Raw genomic sequence first — 19,727 nt, 5'->3', positions numbered from 1 at the left:
TTCTATTTTTTACTGTTTAAATACCAATTATATAGTTTCTGTATTCCTTCTTTTAGTTCAATTCTATGTTTCCAGCCTAAGCTGTTTAACTTAGAAACGTCTGTAAGTTTTCTCATTGTACCATCTGGCTTATCCGCATTAAAAACTAAATCACCTTCAAAACCAACTATTTCTTTTATAATAAACGCAAGTTCTTTTATTGACACATCTTTACCTGTGCCTATATTAATATGAGTGTTTCGTATTTCTTTCTGATTATTAACGTAGGTGTCTTCAAAATCTCTGTTTTCCATTATAAAAACACACGCGTCAGCCATGTCTTCAGACCACAAAAATTCTCTTTTTGGATTACCTGTGCCCCATATTTCCACACTTTTATTTGACACGCCGAAAGAAGATAAGTAAATATTTGCTTCTTCTAAAGTATTGAAACCAGTATCACTTAAAATAGCACTAATTTCATTATTCTTTAAAAGATTTGCTAAATGTATTTTCCTTATTAATGCTGGTAAAACATGTGATTTTTCTAAATCAAAATTATCATTTGGTCCATATAAATTTGTTGGCATTACAGAAATAAAATTAGTTTCATACTGTAAGTTATAACTTTCACACATTTTAATACCGGCTATTTTTGCTATGGCATAAGGCTCGTTAGTATACTCTAATGTGTCTGTTAGTAAATAATCCTCTTTCATTGGTTGAGGACAGTTTTTAGGATAGATACATGTACTACCTAAAAATAATAATTTTTTAACTTCACTCAAGTAGCTTTGATGAATCACATTGTTCTGTATCATCAAATTTTCATAAATAAAATCCGCTCTGTAAACATTGTTGGCAACAATACCACCCACCTTGGCTGCGGCTAAAAAAATATATTCAGGGGTTTCTTTTTCAAAAAACGCCTTTGTTTCATTTTGATCTGAAAGATTTAATTCTGAATGGGTTCTTGTAATAATATTATGATATCCTTTTTGTTTTAAATTCTCTAAAATTGCACTACCCACAAGACCTCTGTGTCCAGCAATATATATTTTTGAGTCTTTATTCATAAGCCTATTCGAAATAGTTTTTTATTCTATAGCCACCGTCTTTTAAGTATTGCTGTTTCTTCATTAATTTAACATCACTAGACATCATATCTTCAACTAATGCTGGTAAATCATACTCCGGTACCCAACCTAATTTTTTTCTAGCCTTAGATGCATCTCCAATTAACAAATCGACTTCTGTGGGTCTAAAATACTTTTCGTCTACCGCTATAACCTCTTTTCCTATCTTAATTTGATAATCAGGATTATTACAAGCCTTTATAAAGCCTCTTTCACTAGAACCTTCACCTCTGAATTCTAACTCAATACCAACATGTGAGAAACACATTTTTACAAAATCTCTCACTGTGGTTGTTTTACCTGTTGCGATTACCCAATCTTCTGCTTCATCAGCCTGAAGAATCATCCACATCATTCTTATATAATCTTTTGCATGACCCCAATCTCTTTGAGCATCTAAATTGCCTAAGTATATTTTGTCTTGTAATCCCAAAGCAATTTTAGATGTTGCCCTAGTAATTTTGCGTGTCACAAAAGTTTCACCACGAATTGGTGACTCATGATTGAATAATATTCCATTACAAGCATACATGCCATAGGCTTCTCTATAATTTACAGTAATCCAATAGGCATACATTTTTGCTACAGCATATGGGCTTCTTGGGTAGAATGGCGTAGTTTCCGTTTGTGGAACTTCTTGTACCTTACCATAAAGTTCGGAGGTTGAGGCTTGGTAGATTCTTGTCTTATTTTCTAGACCGAGAATTCTAATAGCTTCGAGGATTCTTAATGTACCAATCCCATCTGCATTAGCCGTATATTCTGGTGTTTCAAAAGACACATGTACATGACTCATAGCAGCTAAATTATAGATCTCATCAGGTTTAATTTCCTGTATTATTCTTATTAAGTTAGTGCTGTCTGTTAAATCGCAATAATGCAAAAAGAAATTTATCTCGTCTTCATGAGGATCTTGATATAAGTGATCTATTCTATCAGTATTAAAAAGAGAAGATCTACGCTTTAACCCGTGAACTATATACCCTTTTTTAAGGAGAAATTCACTTAAATACGCCCCATCTTGTCCTGTAACTCCTGTAATTAATGCTATTTTCTTCATTGTGTAAAAATCATTCATTTTATAAGTTACAAAGGTAATATTAAAAACCTTTCCTAGAAATAATTAAACAATAGTAAAGCTAACATTTTAAGTCAGTTACTATAACTTGGACACTTTTCTCCCATTTAGCAAGACGCTTATATATTTCTTCTGTTTTTGAGTTATCTAAAACACTATATTTTGGTCTATTGGCTAAAGTTTTAAAATAATCTGTTGGTAATATATTTTTCTCTTTATTTGAATCGTATTGTTTAGCAATTTCCTTTGCAAAACCATACCAACTTGTACTTCCTTGCGCTGAAAAATTAAAAATACCAAATGGAATCGACTCTTTATCAATTAAATGGAAAATAAACTCTGATAAATCAATACAACTAGTTGGTGTTCCTTTTTCTTCAGTTGTAATATTTAACATTAAGTCCTTATCAATTTTATTGATAATTGATTTAACAAAGTTTTTACCATATGGCGAATAAAGCCAAGATGTTCTAATAATATAATGTTCTTTTAGAGTTTCCTGAATATAAAACTCGCCTTTTAATTTAGAGGCTCCGTATACATTAATTGGGTTTGTTTTGTCGTTAGCTAAATAAGGTTCTTTTTTTTCTCCATCAAACACATAATCAGTTGATATATGAATCAATTTAGTTTTATTTGCCTCACAAACTTCAGCTATGTTTTTAACCCCTTCAGCATTTATAGCAAAAGCTTCATCGATATAAGTTTCGGCAGCCTCAACATTAGTATATGCTGAGCAGTTTACACAAAAATCAAAGTTTAAAGTATTAAAGATAGACTCTATACTTTTCTTATTTGTTACATCAATATAGTCTTTAGTGTAAAAAGTATATGTGTTTATGGTGTTTTTAGCTAAATACTGAAGCGTTTTGCCCAACTGGCCATTAGCCCCTAAAACAGCTATTTTTTTCATAAATCAGCATTTTTAAGCGTTGGTAAAATTAAATCTTTATCAGAAATAATTAAATCTTCTTTGGGATAATACCAATCTATATTTAAATCTCTATCATTAAAAATAATGCCTGACTCCGCATCCTTGTTGTAGTAATTATCGCATTTATAACTAAAAATAGAATGATCTTCTAGGACTAAGAACCCATGAGCAAAGCCTCTAGGTACAAAAACTTGTATTTTGTTTTCTTCTGACAATTCTATTGAAACATATTGGCCAAATGTTTTTGAGTTTTGTCTTAGATCTACTACAACATCTAATACTTTTCCTTTTATTACCCTAACTAGCTTTGCCTGAGCATACTTTCCTTTTTGATAATGTAAACCTCTTAATACTCCTTTTGACGACTGTGATTCGTTATCCTGCAAAAAATCAACTTTTATGCCAGTGACTTTATAAAATTCTTTGCTATTAAAACTTTCTAAAAAATAACCTCTTTTATCTTCAAAAATCTGCGGCTGAATTATAAAGCAACCCTCTAATTTAGTTTCCTGTACCGTCATATTAATCTCCTAATAAACCTAAAAGATGTCTACCGTAACCACTTTTAGTAAGTGGCTTAATAACCTCTTTAAATTGAGCTTCATTAATATACCCCATTCTATAGGCAGCTTCTTCAATAGCGCCAATCTTTAAACCTTGTCGTTCTTCTATAACCTGTACAAACTGTGATGCCTGCATTAATGATTTAAAAGTACCTGTGTCTAACCATGCTGTGCCTTTATCTAATACACTAACACTTAATTTTCCTTGAGCTAAATATGCTTTGTTAATGTCAGTGATCTCTAACTCACCTCTATCACTAGGCTTTATACTTTTAGCAATTTCAACCACAGAATTGTCGTAAAAATAAATTCCAGGTACTGCGTAATTAGATTTAGGTTTTTTAGGCTTCTCCTCTATAGAAACAGCAAAACCATCATCATCAAATTCTATAACACCATAGCGCTCAGGATCATGGACATGATAAGCATAAATAATACCTCCATTTGGATCATTATTTTTCTGCAGCAAATCAGACAAGCCTGTACCATAAAAAATATTATCACCTAAAATTAAAGCAACCTTGTCATCTCCGATAAACTCTTCACCAATTATAAAGGCCTCTGCCAAACCATTAGGAGATTCTTGTTCTGCATAATTAAAACTACATCCATACTTCTTTCCATCACCAAGTAACTTTTTAAAGAGTGATAAATCTGATGGTGTAGAAATAATAAGTATATCTTTAATACCAGACCACATTAAAGTAGAAATAGGGTAATATATCATTGGCTTATCATAAATAGGCATAAGTTGTTTGCTAACTGCTAAAGTAAGCGGATGTAATCTTGTGCCCGAACCACCTGCTAATACTATTCCTTTCATAATAATTCGTATTTATTGAGATACCAATTAACAGTTTTAATTATACCGGTCTCAAAATTTTCTATTGCTTTCCAACCTAGATTATTCTCTATTTTAGAAGCATCAATTGCATATCTGAAATCATGTCCGGGTCTGTCTTTAACAAAAGTAATTTGATCTAAATAAGATGTGTTTTTTGGTTTTATTTCATCGAGAATCTCGCAAATTTTATTAGCTATATGAAGATTATCTCTTTCATTTTTTCCTCCAATATTATAAGTCTCTCCAGGTAATCCCTTACGATATACTAAATCTATACCTCTACAATGGTCTTCTACATAAAGCCAATCTCTTATGTTTTTTCCATCACCATATATTGGTATTTTCTCGTTGTTAATTGCCTTTCTTATTACTGTTGGTATTAACTTTTCGTTATGCTGCTTTGGGCCGTAGTTATTACTGCAATTAGAGGTAACGACATTCATTCCGTAAGTATGGTAATAGCTCCTAACAATAAAATCTGATGAGGCTTTTGACGCGCTATATGGACTGTTTGGTGCGTAAGGAGTCTCTTCTGTAAATAAACCTATTTCGCCTAAAGTTCCATACACCTCATCAGTAGATATATGATGAAATCTATTTTTTTCACATCCTTCTTTGAAAATAAAGGGAGAATTCATCCAATATTTTCTAGCGACATTGAGTAAATTAAATGTTCCATAAACATTTGTGTTTATAAAGGCGTCAGGGTTTTTTATTGAATTATCTACATGAGACTCTGCTGCAAAATGGATAATACCTGTAAACGTATGTGTTTGAAATAGTGAGTTAATTAACTCTGTGTCACAAATATCACCTTTTACAAATGTATAGTTAACATTATTTACTAATTCACTTAAATTAGAAAGCTCACCAGCATAGGTAAGCTTATCTAAATTTACAACTTTAATGTCTCTGTAGTTTTCTAATAAATAAGTTATAAAATTTGACCCTATAAAACCAGCTCCACCAGTTACTAATAAAGTTTGGGTCTTACTCATATTCCTTAATGAACTTAAAAACTTTGATAAAACTATAACCCAATATTAAAATTATTAAGGCCAAAGCCGGAAAGATAATCGAGTACTCCTCAAAAAAGTCTTTTTCTTTTGCACCTACTTCTTCAAAACTTGATAATATGTCATAATATTGACCTTCATCAACCATTTCTTCCTCAATAAGTCTTAATGCACCTCTTATTTTCAATTCCTCTTTAAAAAGCTCAAACTCTTTTGTTTCTGTTTTTTCTTGTATTAGGGGTAATACTCCTCCTGCAACTTTTACAAGATCTTTTTCTGACTCCGTCTTTTTGATGTCTAAATACGTTTTTTGAAGATTTTCAACCCTTTCCAACTCATCTAAATAACTTTTTCTTTTGACTTTACGTATTGAGTCTGTTCTCTTTTTTAATTTTATTGAATATTCATTTTCTAACGTTTTAATAAACCCTTTCTCTAAACTAGGAAAAACATTATTACTAGTGGACTTTGCCTTAATAGAAAAAATTCTTCCAGCTAATATGTCTCTATTGCTAATAAAGTCTTCGTAAGTTACATCAACGGCTAAAGTGCTATCAAGAGATTTTATATAATCATCATACTCTTTAATTAAATCATTTTGCGTTTCTGGGCCAATCTCAATATCAAAACCTAATAACTCTTTTGCAGTTGTTGAACTATCAATTTCAAAAATCACAGATAATTCAGCGTAGTTTTTTGAACCAATTAAAGCGTTAAAATAATTGACATTATTTGACAGTTGATACTTTGAGTCGTAATATGGGCGAACCAACATATCTGCAACGTAAACTGGCTCTTTTACTTTTTCAATGAAGAAACCAACTAATGCGGAAACCATTAATATTATCGCAACTAACTTAAAATTATTTACAATTGGCTTTAGAGCTAAAATAATTAATGAAAAAGTGCCTTTGAAGATATTGCTTATAAATCGAAATAACTTTTCAAATGATTCTCCTATTGCTTTAAACAACACTCCTAAATCAACTTCCTCGTTTTGAGATTCTTGTGGTGATTTTTCACTCATTTTTTATGAATTAAATATTTGTTCTAGTATCTTTTTTGTTATCACATATGTTGGCTTAACTCCGGAAGTTCCAAGACCACCAGAAGCTAAGGTACTTCCCGTTTCTAATGGATTGTCACTAGCATAATATGCATACCTTACCTTAACATCTTCGTTTATACTACCCCTAACCTTTGAAGCTGCTTGTATGGCTTTTTGGTAATGCGCGCCCTCCATCTCAAGACCAATAACATTCCAAGTAGAATTTTTAAAGAATTTTAAAATCTCCTTATTTTGTAACGAAGTTCCTAAAACAGTAATCATTGTGCCTTCAAAAACATCTACTCCGCAATCTAACAAATCGTTTTTACTTAGCTCATTTTTAAATGGATAATTATCTGCTGTACCTTCAAAAATATGTGCGGCCGGAATCATTACATCTCCCTTTCCACCTTCTAAAATACCTGCCTTGCCCATTATTGAAATAGATTTAACATCTAAATGAATTTTTTTTTCATTAACCTTTACAGGCTTAAGAAATTCATCAAGAGTTTCATAGGCTTGCTCACCAAAGGCATAATCCATTACAAAGATAACGGCTTTCTTATCTGTCTCTTCCTCTAAATATTTAAATTCTGTTTGAGAAAAATCTATTTTATCAGTATCAAAGATTTGAACATCAATATTTGTTCCCGAAGTATCTTTAATATAAATCATTCCGCTTTGCAACGCTAATTTTTCTACTTTATTGCGTAAGGCGTGACTTTTTGAACTACTCAAAGTCTCATAAAAATCAAAGATGTTCTTTTTAGAATCCGTATTTTTTAATGTGCCTTTTGCAAAAATAGAATTCATTACACTATGCATATTAGCGCTTATGATGTGAATTGGTCGTTCTAATAAACCATTTTTGGAGAGTGTAGACTTTATTGTATCTGCCCAAACCTCACCATGAATATGATGTCCTAAACGTTCTCTTAAAACTGGACTAAAAGTTATGGTGCGTTTATTATTATTTACAACTTCTTCTATAGCTAATTTACCCAACCAATAAACGATATGAAGTAGGCGTTCTGGTTGATTTTCAGTAGCGAATTTAGGATAAGCTTCTGTTAATTCATTAAAAGTCCTGCCCAGAATATTAGCTGTATGCGTAATCGCAATTTCACGCTCTTTTTGCGTAAGCTTTTTTTTCGATGTTACAGCGCTTTCTAATTTTTGCCAATCTCTAACGGTTGCACCTTCTTCATCTATAATAATGCGCTTACTTATTTTGTGAGATTCAACAAATAAAAATGTAAGATGAGTAAGAATATCATAAATTTCAGAACGTCCTCTTGTAATCTCAATATTCATTTGCTCATCATCAATGCGATAACAATTACGTCTTCGTTTTGGTGGTATAATGGGCAGAAAGTGAGAATTAGCATAGCCTTCATCACTAGTGAGGTTTATAAATGTACATTCTTCAATACCTTCTGGTAGACGATCGATTACATACAATAAACCTTCCAACTCTGCTTTTTCTTCCCCTATAGAGCCGTAAATTTCTGGTCTTAATAAAAGTAAAGCTTCACGAAGTGTTTCACCTGAAACTCCCATAGGTTTATAAAAGCCCCTATTAAATAAGTGACGCATTGTGATATACATGCGTTCTATGGCGCTAGAGCTCTCTTGAGCCCTTGTTCTTTCGTGTTTCTTTTTGGTTGTACTCATACTATTTTAACCTGCAAATATAGGGTTATTTAGTTAATTGAAGTTCATACATTTTATCAGCTATCTTGCGGTCATTGGCTAATCTTGGTATTTTATTTTGGCCGCCCAGCTTTCCAATAGACTTCATATAAGTTTGAAACCCTTCTTTTTTAACCTTGGTTATTTTTAAAGATTGTAAAACTTTTCCGGTTATTAAATCTAAATAATAACTATTCTGTTCTTGTAAGGATTTTTCTAAGTCCTCAATAAATATTAGTATGTTATCTGGTTCATTTTCAAACTCTATAAACCACTCGTGATAGGGTAAACCCTCTTTAGGGTTTATTTGTGGTGCAACTGAAAATTCATTCACAGAAACAGAAGTGTTTTCTATTGCTTCCTTTAGAGCTTGCTCTACCTCTTTACCTATAACGTGCTCCCCAAATGCTGAAATAAAATGCTTAATGCGGCCACTAACAATGACTCTAAAGGGCCTTAAACAAGTAAACTGAATTGTATCACCAATATTATATGCCCATAAACCAGCTGTAGTCGAAATTATCATCACATAATTTATATTAAGCTCCACATCCTTAAGGGTAATACGCTTGGCGTTTTTTTCAAAAAACTCATCTGCTTCAATGAATTCATAAAAAATACCAGAATTTAATTGAAGTAACATCCCTTTTTCACCTTGTTTATCTTGAAAAGCAAAAAAACCTTCACTTGCAGGATACAGTTCTATACTATCAACTTTCCTTCCTATAAGATTTTCAAATTTTGCTCTGTAGGGTTCATAGTTCACGCCGCCAAAAATAAATAGGTTGAAATTTTTAAAAACCTCACCTACTTTCTCACCAGATTTTTCAGTGAGCTTTTCAAAATACATCTGAACCCAAGAAGGAATTCCTGAAATGATAGTCATATTTTCACTCAATGTTTCCTCAACAATAGCATCAACTTTAGTCTCCCAATCCTCGATGCAATTAGTTTTTAAGGATGGCATTCTATTTCTTTGAAGATATTTTGGGACGTAATGCGCCACAATACCAGATAGTCGTCCTAGCTTAATTCCGTTTTGTTCTTTAAGAATTGGGCTACCTTGCAGAAATATCATTTTACCATCCACAAAATTTGTTTTACCAGTTTCATTGATATACAATAAAATGGCGTTTCTAGCCGCCTCAACGTGAGTTGGCATACTTTCTTTAGTTATGGGAATATATTTTGAGCCCGATGTCGTCCCAGAAGTCTTAGCAAAATAAAGCGGTTTACCTTTCCAAAGTATATCTTCCTCTCCAGACACAACACGCTCCACATATGGCTTTAAATCCTCATAATCTCTTATTGGAACTTGTGTTTTAAAGTCTTTATAAGTTTGTATAGCTTCGAAATTATGATCTTTACCAAAAACAGTATGTCTGGCGTTCAATATTAAATTTTGAAACACTTTTTCTTGAGTTTCAATAGGATTTGAAGCCCATTTTTTAACGCGTTTTGAAATATATTTAGCAAATGGTTTTGAGAGTGCTGCTTTAAAAGATGGCATTATCTAAAATCAATAAAATTAGTTGGGTTTACTGGGTAACCTTTACTCCAAAGTTCAAAATGTAAATGTGGTCCTGTACTTAATTCTCCTGTATTACCAGACAAAGCAATAACCTCACCTGCTTTTACCAAATCTCCTTGTGTTTTTGTGATAGCTGAATTGTGTTTGTATACAGAAATCAATTCTTGGTTATGCTCTAAAATAACAACGTAACCTGTTTCTACAGTCCATTCTGCAAAAATCACAGTACCATCGGCTGTAGCCTTAACTGGTGTGTTTGATGCTACTACAACATCGACAGCATAATGCCTTTCTTCTATATCATACTCTTCAGAAATTGTTCCATTAACCGGAGGAAATAAAACAAAATTAGACTGATTAGAAGAGTCATCAAACAAATTATATTTATCTTCTTTTTCAACCTTCTCTCTTAATAGTGAGTCCTCTTTATTTGTAGATACCTGTAAAATATCAATATCATTTTTTGCAGCTTCGATAATAGAATCTCTATTAAAATCTACTGTCTTTACATCACCAGTTAATACCTTTCTGATTGAGGCATAATATTGCTTATTAACCTCTAATTCGTTAACAAGAGAGTCTGTTTTATAATTTAAAATAGAAGCTTGTTTTTTTAATTTTGCAGAGGAATACCCTGGAATGTACTCGCGTAGCGGTGTAAAAGCAATTAATAAAATTGTAAAAAAGACTAAAAAAATAGCAGATAAAGATGTTAATACAAACACATTAAGCCTTGTAAGTTTAATGGCAAACCGCTCTTCAAAAGTATCTTCGTTTAAAACAACAAGGCGATACTTGTGAAGTAGTTTTTTAGCCAGTTTTTTTTCTTTCTTCTTCTTTTCTGCCATCTTAACAAAATTAATTAAAATAGTGAAATAGCGGTGTCTTAAAGTGCTAAAGTTGGGTTTACTGCGTTATATTTAAACTATAATTACTAACTTTGTCTTCTAAATTTATTATTATGAGCTTAAGTATTGTCCCATTGGCGATTGGAGCGCCCCAAGTAATCCTCGTTGTCGTTGTTATTTTATTACTTTTTGGTGGTAGAAAAATTCCTGAATTAATGAGAGGACTTGGAAGCGGTATCAAAGAATTTAAAGATGCTAGTAAAGAAGAGCCTAATGAAATTAATGACAAGGAGTAATCCTAAATAAAAAACAATAAAAAAGCCAACTTAAGAAGTTGGCTTTTTTTTATTTAATAGTTATCGATTTAATTATCGATTCTAATTCAAAAATATATTCGCTCTTACTAAGAGATGGTGCGTATACATAACCGTCTGCAATGAGGTAACGTTTATTAACCTCATCCTCTATGGCATAAGTAATGAAAGGACCTGCTCCTGTAAAACCATTCATTTCCCATAGACCTCTTACTTCATAAGCGGGTTTGTTATCTATAATTGTTTTAAACATGGACGGAGCATAAGCATCTTCTACAGACATATAGATGTCATCTTCTCCAGGAATTTTAGTTTTTGTGATTTTATCTCGCATTTTTACGATATCCACAACCGTACTATCCCCTTGAGATATCGTTTCTAATGGCACTTCGTAAAACATGATTTCAATAGTTTTATTACTAGTTAAATTCTTTCTGATCCAGAAAAAATCATCTGTAGCTTTTGCTATTCTATAAACTGATGGAATATCAATTGTAAAACCTAATTGCTGTTCCATTTTTTCATCCGCTAATAGTGATAACTTAATACGTCTTTGCTTTTCTTTTACTTCTTCCTTGTTAAAGGCGTCAATAATTTTAGCTTTTGTCTCTTTAAGCTGAGTTATAATGTCTTGCATTTTTTCTCCCGTCACAACAGCAACGGTCTGCGGTTTAGCAAAAACATCATTTGCAATTTTTGTAGACGCATCTACATCACCTTTTTCAATTTTTAATACTATTCTACTGCGTGTTGCAAATCCATCAAATACTTGAGGTGGTATTTGCCTTAGCTTAAAAATTGGCTCATTATCTGAAGGCAAACCCATTAATGGTGCCGCAAATATCTCTCTGATTATTTCTCCAACACTTCCATCCCATAATTGGTTGTCAATAACTACAGAAATATTATTTAAATTACCATTAGATGCTGGTAAATAAATACTCTTATCTCCATCTTTTTTATCATCACATGCCGTTAACAGCACACAAAATAATAGCACATATAAAGCTCTCATAAATTTAATATTTTGTCAGTTATTTATTGTGACACAACAAGTGTCATTCCTATTTTGAGTTTACTACCACTAATATCGTTCCAATCTTTAATATTTTGAACAGAAACACCAGAAAACTTTTGAGCAATGCTCCAAAGCGAATCTCCAGATTTAACTCTATAAGTTTGTTTTCCTGTTTTATTTACAGCTTTTTTAGTTGTTTTAGATTTTACCGTAGTGCTTGGATTTCTTGGATAAATTGTAAGCCGTTGACCAATTTTTAAATTATTACTCCTTAATCCATTCCAGCGTTTAATCTGGCTAACTCTAACACCATATTTTCTCGCAATTTTACCAAGATAATCACCATTCTTTACGCGATATCTTACCTTAGTGTCTGCATTAAAAAGTTGAGGTAATGGTTTTTCGCGCTTATTAAATTCAGCACTAGCAAAAGCATAAATCTTATCTTCATTTGCAACAAAAACTCCTATAGCCTCTCTTGGCAATCTAAGAACATACGTTTTTCCTTTTACTTTAGGTATAATATCTAACTTATAAGAAGGATTAAGAAACTGTAGTTCTTCGATCTTTACACCTGTGGTCTCGGCCACTTGGTCTAAAGTAATCATTTGCTTTACATGAACAGTATCAGTTTGAATTTGCTGAAAAGCTGGTCTTTCTGGCTTAAAACCGTGTTCTTCTGCAAACTCAAAAATATACATAGTAGCTAAAAATGCTGGAACATAACCGGCAGTTTCTCTTGGTAAATTCTGTCTTATGTTCCAATAGTTAGTGTATCCACCAGAGCGCCTTATGGCTTTATTGACATTTCCAGGTCCCGAGTTATAAGCCGCTAATGCTAAATCCCAATCACCAAAAATTTTGTATAATCGAGATAAATATTGTGCTGCTGCTGTTGTTGATTTTATAGGATCACTTCGCTCATCAACATAGCTACTTACGTCTAATTTGTATTCTTTACCTGTGGCAAACATAAATTGCCACAACCCTGTTGCTCCAACCCTAGATCTTGCTCTTGGTTTTAATGCAGACTCTACTATGGATAGGTATTTCATCTCCAAGGGAATGTTGTAATTATCAAACTCTTGCTCAAACATTGGAAAATAAAAGTGACTCAGACCCATTAAGCGCTCCATAGAAGACCTTCTTGTTTTTAAATAACGTTTTATGACGCTTTCTAAAGAAGGGTTATATTCTACATTAAAAGGAGTTCTCGCATTTAAACGGGCAAGTCTAGCCTTTAACGTATCTGTTGTAAGTTCAGGATAATTAACTGGCTCATATGTTAATTCGGCGACAGACTTATAAATGGTATCGTATAATGTGTTGCTATAAAGTTCATCTAACCATTTTTGATCCAATTCCGCTGCTTCAGCTAAATCTTCTAATTTATTAATTCCTAATGAGTCTATTTCTGCGGGAATAACCTTAGCTGGTGCAATCAGCTTTCCGTCAATAATTGAGTCAACTGACTTAATAACACTATCCTTTTTGATTTGCGAAAATGATATGCTCACTACTAAGCAAAGTAAAGTAGATAGAAAAGTCTTAATCGTCATAAAAATTATAGTTTGTTGTTTTTGATAAAACGCTAAAGTCTCAGAATTAGTCTTTTTTTAGAGGCTTAGGCTAAAATAGCAGCTATACCTGGTAATGTTTTTCCCTCAAGGCTTTCAAGCATTGCGCCTCCACCAGTACTTACATAACTCACCTTTTTTTCAAAACCAAATTGCTTAACGGCAGCTACAGAATCTCCTCCACCAACTAAAGAAAATGCACCATTTTTAGTGGAATTAGCAATAGAATTACCCAAAGCGATAGTCCCTTTTGCAAAGCTTTCCATTTCAAAAACACCTAATGGTCCATTCCAAAGAATAGTCTTACACTGGTTTACTACTGCATCAAAATTTGCCAAAGATTTTGGTCCAGCATCTAAGCCTTGCCAACCATCAGGAATCTCTCTAACATCCATAACTTTAGTATTGGCGTCATTACTAAAAGCATCTGCAGCCAGTACATCTACAGGAATGTGAATTTTTACACCTTTAGCTTCTGCTTGTTTCATAATATCTAATGCTAATTCCATCTTATCATCTTCGCAAATAGAATCTCCAATTTTGCCACCTTGGGCTTTTACAAAGGTAAACGTCATTCCTCCACCTATTATTAAGTGATCTACTTTGTCTAATATATTTTCAATTACTGTGATTTTAGAAGACACTTTAGCACCTCCAAGTACAGCTAAAACGGGCTTTTCGCCATCGTCCATAACCTTTTTGATACTTTCTATTTCTTGAGCTAAAAGACTACCAAAACATTTGTTTTCTGGGAAAAACTCTGCAACAATTGTTGTAGAAGCATGTGCTCTATGTGCTGTACCAAAAGCATCATTGACATAAATATCACCTAAATTAGATAATTGTTCTGCAAAATCTCTATCTCCTTGTTTTTCTTCTTCATGAAATCGTAAATTCTCAAGAAGTAAAATTTCTCCTGGCTCTAATGCATTAGCTTTATCCTCTGCATCTTTTCCTATGCAGTTTGATGAAAATTTTACTTCTACTCCAAGAACATCCTCAATTTTACTGATAATATGCTTTAATGAATATTCTTCTTGCACTCCCTTTGGTCTGCCTAAATGAGACATTAAAACACAACTTCCGCCATCTTCTAGAATTTTAATAATCGTAGGTTTTGCAGAAATAATTCTTGTAGCATCACTAACTGAAAAATTATCATCTAGAGGCACATTAAAATCTACTCTAATTAGCGCTTTTTTATCTTGAAAATTGAAATCGTTTATAGTTTTCATCTGTTTTAAAAGGTGTGAAATTTAATTTTTTTGAAGAACAAATATAAAGATTAGAAAGGATAAAAAAATTACATAGTTTTGCTTTATGCTTTTTTCTGAAATTTTAGGTCAAAAACACATCAAAAATCACCTTATTACGAGTGTAGATGCTGGGAGAATTGCCCATGCACAATTATTTGTAGGCCCTGAAGGTTCGGGCACGTTACCAATGGCCTTAGCCTACGCGCAATACATATTATGCTCTAATTCTAATGGAGAAAACACAAATGGAAACGAGTCGTGTAATATAAAGTTCAAAAACTTTTCTCATCCAGATTTACATTTTGCATTTCCTGTAACTACAAGCGATAAAGTAAAAAGTAAGCCCGTTTCCAGTTTTTATTTAGAAGAGTGGCGACAATTATTAAACCAACAACCTTATGGTAATTTATTTGATTGGTATAAACTCCTTGGTGTAGATAATAAACAAGGACAAATAGGTGTTGACGAGGCTTTAAAAATTGTAAAGTCCTTATCCTTAAAGTCTTACGAAGGGGGCCATAAAATTATGCTCATTTGGATGGCTGAAAAAATGAATACTCCAGCTGCTAATAAGCTTTTAAAGTTAATTGAAGAGCCACCAGAAAAAACGATCTTTATTCTTATAGCTGAAGATGAAGAGCAAATTATTAATACTATTAGATCTCGCTGCCAGATTTTATATTTCCCTCCTTTAGCAGAAAGTTCAATTGCGGACGCTCTGGTTAAAAAATATCATATTGAATTATCCGTTGCCTCAAAAATTGCCCATCAAGCTAATGGTAATTTTAACAAGGCTTGCGATCTTATTTATCAAGATAGTGAAGACATTCAATTTGAAAAGTGGTTTATTCTCTGGGTAAGATCAGCCTTTAAAGCCAAGGGCAACAAAAGTGCTATTCACGATTTAATCTCTTGGTCCGAAGAAATTGCTAAAACAGGAAGAGAAACGCAAAAGAAATTTCTAAGTTTTTGCTTAAACTATTTTAGACAAGCCTTATTGCTTAACTATAAAGCTAACGATTTGGTTTACTTAGAACCAAAGTCGGATAGTTTTCAACTAGAAAAGTTTGCTCCATTTATTCACGATTCTAATATTTTAGAAATATCAGATGAATTACAAGATGCTATTTATCATATAGAACGCAACGGAAACTCTAAGATTATTCTTACAGATTTATCAATTAAACTCACTCGTTTACTGCATAAAAAAAGCCAAGAATAAACTTGGCTTTATAAAATAATGCAAACGCAATTATTCAGATTTATTTATTTCTTCTCATTATAAGCCTTATTAAGACCTTCAAGAACTTGTTCTGTAATATTATCTTGTTCTGGTCCATACATAACGGAATTTGCCGAATCACTAGTTCCTAAAATGTATGAATATCCGTTATCTTTTCCATACTTAGAAACAAACGTTTTAATTTTTGAAATTGTAGAGTCAATCTCTGATGAAAATGCTTTTTCTATCTCCTCTTTTTCGAATTGAATTTGTTGACCTAATAAAGCTTCACGCTGCTGAAACTCTTGACCTAATTTTTCTAAATCTTTTTGAGACATTCTTTGCGCTCTAATGCTTGCTTCTTTTCTATCAAAATCATAACGCTGAATTAAACTATCTCTTCTTTTTATATAGACATCATTTTTTACTTTATATTTTTCCTCAATATCAATTTTTGCTTGATATTTATTTATGACTTCTGTTCGATCTACAAAGGCAATTTTTTGCTGTTGCTGACAAGATGTAAATGCTATTAAGCCGATTAAGACTATTAATAATTTTTTCATGGTAATATTCTATTTAATTTTTGCAAATGTATAAAAGTTAAGCTCAGATTTAATTAATTTTTTTATTATAGATTTTTTCAATTGATTTTTAATTTAGTTATTCCTAAAAGCTATTGATTTTGATTTCAAATAAGGCGTTTTAAGAGCATTAAAATTATCTTCAGTGTAAATGTGTTTATGTGTCTTAGAATACACAGCTGCGCTTTTTAAATAAGGAATCACTGCTTTTTCAAGATATAAATATGTGAAGAATACTCTTTTGATTGTTTAGCCTTAAGATTAGATTTTGTTGCTATATAAAACGCCTTAAAAGGATTCATCCATCCTGACTTATATTTTTCAGAAAGCAAACTAACATAATAAGAATCAAAAAGCATTGGTCTGGTTCTTATTAATTTTATATTTTCTCTTTTAAATAATTTAGAAATAGACGTTCTTGAAAAATGCCACAGATGTCTAGGCACATCATATGCCGCCCAAAAGCTTTTATAATGGCTTGCATCATAACTTTTAAAATTAGGTACAGCTATCACCAAAGTACCTTTCGGTTTTAAAAGTGATTTAAATAACGAGGTATGCATTTCTAAATCTGGTAAATGTTCTAACACATGCCAAAGCGTAATCACATCAAAACTATTCGGTTTTAGTTTTACTAGTTGTTCTATTCCATAGACAGAATTATTAGTTTTTAAATTTGCAATTTTACGAGCTTTGTTATCTGGCTCTACTCCAACAACATTCCAATTAGACCTTAAAGCAAATTCTAAAAAATCACCTGTTCCGCACCCAATATCTAATAAATTATTAGCCTCTGATTTAAAAGAATTAATCAACTTTATCTTTTTCTTTAAAGCAATCTGTCTAACTAAGTGGTAAACAAATTCTAATAGGTTTCGTTTTGTGTCTGTATGGGAAATATAATCGTCACTCTTATAATATTCTGAAAGCTTCTCAGATTTTGGCTGCGGAAATGTTTCCAACATGTCAAATTCTGAATTGTATAAAAGTTGAAAATTTTCAGCTGACACTGAATAATCTTTTACTTTTAAATAAATACTTTTATTGCTCATATTAAAATTTCAGAAACTAATTGACGGAGAAAAAATACTAATTAAACAGTAATTGTTTCACGTGGAACACAATAATATTAGTTTTACTTTTTGGTGTTCTTATAAAATCATCTTCCTAAATAAACCAATAAAACCGAAATATCATTTGGTGAAACTCCGCTTATTCTTGAGGCCTGAGAAATAGTAACAGGTTGAATCTCTTTGAGTTTTTGCCTCGCCTCCATACTCATAGACTTAAGACTAGAATAATCAAAATTAGATGGAATCTTTAAATTCTCAAGTCTATTTAATTTATCCGCGTTGTTCTTTTCCTTTTCAATATATCCCGAATACTTTACCTGAATTTCCGTCTGCTCCAAAACCTCTGTATCTAAATTATTGTTTTCAATATAGGTTTCTACAGCTTTAAATTTACGCACGTCTTCAATCGTTATATTCGGTCTTGCAAACAGCTTAAACATTTTATCTTGTTGTTTAACAGTTGCTGAGTTTTTAGATTCTAAAACAGGATTGGCCTCTTCAGGCTTAACACTTGTGTCTTTAAAAAATTGAACAAATCCTTTTGATTTAGTTTGCTTTTGCTCCATTCTTTTTAGCCGTTTTTCAGAAGCTAAACCTAAGTCATAACCTTTTGGTGTTAATCTAAAATCCGCATTATCTTGTCGTAATAAGGTTCTATACTCTGCCCTAGATGTAAACATACGATATGGCTCTTCAGTACCTTTTGTAATTAAATCATCAATAAGTACACCAATATAGGCTTCATCTCTTTGTAATGTAAAAGCATCTTTTTCTTGAACTTTTAAACTAGCATTAATGCCAGCCATTAAACCCTGAGAAGCTGCCTCTTCATAACCCGTTGTTCCATTAATTTGACCTGCGAAATACAAGCCGTTGACAAGCTTGGTTTCTAAAGTATGCTTTAATTGAGTAGGCGGGAAATAATCGTATTCTATGGCGTAACCTGGTCTAAAGAATTTTACATTTTCAAAACCCACTACAGACCGCAACGCCTTAAATTGAACATCTTCTGGTAATGATGTAGAGAATCCATTTACATAAACCTCACAAGTTTTCCAACCTTCTGGCTCTATAAATAATTGGTGCCTATCCTTGTCCGCGAAACGATTAATCTTATCTTCTATAGACGGACAATAGCGTGGGCCAACGCTTTTAATTCTTCCGTTAAACATTGGTGAACGATCAAAACCTTCACGTAACAAGTCATGAACCTGCTGACTTGTATAAGTCATATAACATGAACGTTGGTTTTCTAAAGCCTTTGTTGTATCTAAATAAGAAAATTTTTGAGGTTCAGCATCACCGGGTTGTTCTGTCATTTTAGAATAATCCAAAGATCTGCCATCTACCCTTGGAGGTGTACCGGTCTTCATTCTTCCAGATTCAAAACCGAGATTTACCAGTTGTCCGGTAATTCCTGTAGCTGCTCTTTCACCTGCTCTACCTCCACCAAAGTTTTTGTCCCCAATATGAATAAGTCCATTTAAAAAAGTGCCGTTTGTTAAGACAACAGACTTGCCCCTTACTTCAATTCCAAGCGATGTTTTTACACCAAGTACTTTATGATTCTTAACAATAAGACCCGAAACCATTTCTTGGTAGAAATCTAAGTTAGGCGTTTTCTCTAAAAGCAGCCTCCAATCCTCAGCAAAACGCATTCTATCACTTTGTACTCTTGGGCTCCACATTGCTGGCCCTTTAGATTTATTCAGCATTTTAAATTGAATAGCTGAAGTATCTGATACTATTCCACTATACCCGCCCAAGGCATCAATCTCTCGCACAATTTGACCCTTTGCAATCCCTCCCATTGCAGGGTTGCAAGACATCTGCGCAATGTTTTGAAGATTCATTGTAATTAACAGTGTTCTACTACCCATGTTTGCAGCCGCAGCCGCAGCCTCGCTTCCAGCATGACCAGCTCCTACAACAATAACATCATAAATCTCATTAAACATAACTATATCTCTTTTTGTTCCACGTGGAACAAATTACAATTTCAGTTTGCAAATAT

The 19,727-nt window shown here is 32.6% G+C and carries 18 protein-coding genes; 2 read left to right on the top strand and 16 right to left on the bottom strand.

The window, feature by feature from the left end; all coding sequences use genetic code 11:
- Positions 1 to 2: 2 nt before the first annotated feature.
- The 10 genes from ACFWU4_RS02195 to ACFWU4_RS02150 all read right to left on the bottom strand — a co-directional run bounded on the left by ACFWU4_RS02195 (position 3) and on the right by ACFWU4_RS02150 (position 10,669).
- Complete coding sequence (locus ACFWU4_RS02195; protein WP_411124427.1) at positions 3 to 1,055, bottom strand: GDP-L-fucose synthase family protein; 1,053 nt, start codon at positions 1,053 to 1,055, stop codon at positions 3 to 5.
- Between the two features lie 4 nt (positions 1,056 to 1,059).
- Entirely contained in the window at positions 1,060 to 2,175 is a 1,116-nt protein-coding gene (gene gmd, locus ACFWU4_RS02190; RefSeq protein WP_411127210.1) for a GDP-mannose 4,6-dehydratase, read from the bottom strand.
- A 79-nt stretch (positions 2,176 to 2,254) separates the two neighbouring features.
- Positions 2,255 to 3,106, bottom strand: coding sequence for a dTDP-4-dehydrorhamnose reductase (gene rfbD, locus ACFWU4_RS02185; RefSeq protein WP_411124425.1), 852 nt, complete (start codon positions 3,104 to 3,106; stop codon positions 2,255 to 2,257).
- The gene (gene rfbC, locus ACFWU4_RS02180) at positions 3,103 to 3,648 is read right to left on the bottom strand and encodes a dTDP-4-dehydrorhamnose 3,5-epimerase (protein WP_411124423.1); all 546 of its coding nucleotides are present in this window, start codon (positions 3,646 to 3,648) and stop codon (positions 3,103 to 3,105) included. The genes rfbD and rfbC overlap by 4 nt, the downstream gene beginning before the upstream one ends.
- 1 nt (position 3,649) lies before the next feature.
- Entirely contained in the window at positions 3,650 to 4,513 is an 864-nt protein-coding gene (gene rfbA / locus ACFWU4_RS02175) for a glucose-1-phosphate thymidylyltransferase RfbA (protein ID WP_411124421.1), read from the bottom strand.
- Positions 4,510 to 5,532 (bottom strand): dTDP-glucose 4,6-dehydratase, encoded by a 1,023-nt coding sequence (gene rfbB / locus ACFWU4_RS02170; protein WP_411124419.1) that lies wholly within the window; start codon positions 5,530 to 5,532, stop codon positions 4,510 to 4,512. Before rfbB ends, rfbA begins: the two co-directional genes overlap by 4 nt.
- Positions 5,525 to 6,577 (bottom strand): hypothetical protein, encoded by a 1,053-nt coding sequence (locus ACFWU4_RS02165; protein WP_411124417.1) that lies wholly within the window; start codon positions 6,575 to 6,577, stop codon positions 5,525 to 5,527. The genes rfbB and ACFWU4_RS02165 overlap by 8 nt, the downstream gene beginning before the upstream one ends.
- A 3-nt stretch (positions 6,578 to 6,580) precedes the next feature.
- On the bottom strand, positions 6,581 to 8,272 hold the full coding sequence (locus ACFWU4_RS02160) for a DUF6909 family protein (protein WP_411124415.1): 1,692 nt from the start codon (positions 8,270 to 8,272) through the stop codon (positions 6,581 to 6,583).
- 25 nt (positions 8,273 to 8,297) lie between these two features.
- The gene (locus ACFWU4_RS02155; RefSeq protein ID WP_411124414.1) at positions 8,298 to 9,800 is read right to left on the bottom strand and encodes a GH3 auxin-responsive promoter family protein; all 1,503 of its coding nucleotides are present in this window, start codon (positions 9,798 to 9,800) and stop codon (positions 8,298 to 8,300) included.
- Positions 9,800 to 10,669 (bottom strand): M23 family metallopeptidase, encoded by an 870-nt coding sequence (locus tag ACFWU4_RS02150; RefSeq protein WP_411124412.1) that lies wholly within the window; start codon positions 10,667 to 10,669, stop codon positions 9,800 to 9,802. Before ACFWU4_RS02150 ends, ACFWU4_RS02155 begins: the two co-directional genes overlap by 1 nt.
- 113 nt (positions 10,670 to 10,782) lie before the next feature.
- On the opposite strand from ACFWU4_RS02150, the gene ACFWU4_RS02145 reads away from it, so the two are divergent.
- Entirely contained in the window at positions 10,783 to 10,965 is a 183-nt protein-coding gene (locus ACFWU4_RS02145; RefSeq protein ID WP_411124410.1) for a twin-arginine translocase TatA/TatE family subunit, read from the top strand.
- A 49-nt stretch (positions 10,966 to 11,014) separates the two neighbouring features.
- Here ACFWU4_RS02145 and ACFWU4_RS02140 read toward each other — a convergent pair whose 3' ends face one another.
- The 3 genes from ACFWU4_RS02140 to ACFWU4_RS02130 all read right to left on the bottom strand — a co-directional run bounded on the left by ACFWU4_RS02140 (position 11,015) and on the right by ACFWU4_RS02130 (position 14,813).
- Positions 11,015 to 11,998 (bottom strand): DUF4837 family protein, encoded by a 984-nt coding sequence (locus tag ACFWU4_RS02140; RefSeq protein ID WP_411124408.1) that lies wholly within the window; start codon positions 11,996 to 11,998, stop codon positions 11,015 to 11,017.
- Between the two features lie 23 nt (positions 11,999 to 12,021).
- Positions 12,022 to 13,560, bottom strand: a complete 1,539-nt coding sequence (locus tag ACFWU4_RS02135; protein ID WP_411124406.1) for a LysM peptidoglycan-binding domain-containing protein — start codon at positions 13,558 to 13,560, stop codon at positions 12,022 to 12,024.
- 65 nt (positions 13,561 to 13,625) lie between these two features.
- Positions 13,626 to 14,813 carry a phosphoglycerate kinase gene (locus ACFWU4_RS02130; RefSeq protein WP_411124404.1) on the bottom strand — a complete coding sequence of 396 codons (1,188 nt, stop codon included), beginning with the start codon at positions 14,811 to 14,813 and terminating at the stop codon, positions 13,626 to 13,628.
- An 85-nt stretch (positions 14,814 to 14,898) separates the two neighbouring features.
- Here ACFWU4_RS02130 and ACFWU4_RS02125 point away from each other — a divergent pair, with 85 nt between their 5' ends.
- Entirely contained in the window at positions 14,899 to 16,056 is a 1,158-nt protein-coding gene (locus ACFWU4_RS02125; protein WP_411124402.1) for an ATP-binding protein, read from the top strand.
- Between the two features lie 44 nt (positions 16,057 to 16,100).
- On the opposite strand, the gene ACFWU4_RS02120 is transcribed toward ACFWU4_RS02125, so the two are convergent.
- The 3 genes from ACFWU4_RS02120 to mnmG all read right to left on the bottom strand — a co-directional run bounded on the left by ACFWU4_RS02120 (position 16,101) and on the right by mnmG (position 19,671).
- Positions 16,101 to 16,622, bottom strand: a complete 522-nt coding sequence (locus ACFWU4_RS02120) for an OmpH family outer membrane protein (RefSeq protein WP_411124400.1) — start codon at positions 16,620 to 16,622, stop codon at positions 16,101 to 16,103.
- 218 nt (positions 16,623 to 16,840) lie between these two features.
- Positions 16,841 to 17,692, bottom strand: a complete 852-nt coding sequence (locus ACFWU4_RS02115) for a class I SAM-dependent methyltransferase (protein ID WP_411124398.1) — start codon at positions 17,690 to 17,692, stop codon at positions 16,841 to 16,843.
- Positions 17,693 to 17,799: 107 nt separating this feature from the next.
- A complete protein-coding gene (mnmG, locus tag ACFWU4_RS02110; RefSeq protein WP_411124396.1) occupies positions 17,800 to 19,671 on the bottom strand; it encodes a tRNA uridine-5-carboxymethylaminomethyl(34) synthesis enzyme MnmG in 1,872 nt (623 codons plus the stop codon).
- Positions 19,672 to 19,727: the final 56 nt, after the last annotated feature.

Origin of the sequence: Winogradskyella sp. PE311 (assembly GCF_046545555.1) — a bacterium.
Classification (GTDB): domain Bacteria; phylum Bacteroidota; class Bacteroidia; order Flavobacteriales; family Flavobacteriaceae; genus Winogradskyella.
This window is presented reverse-complemented; position numbering and strand designations above follow the sequence as displayed.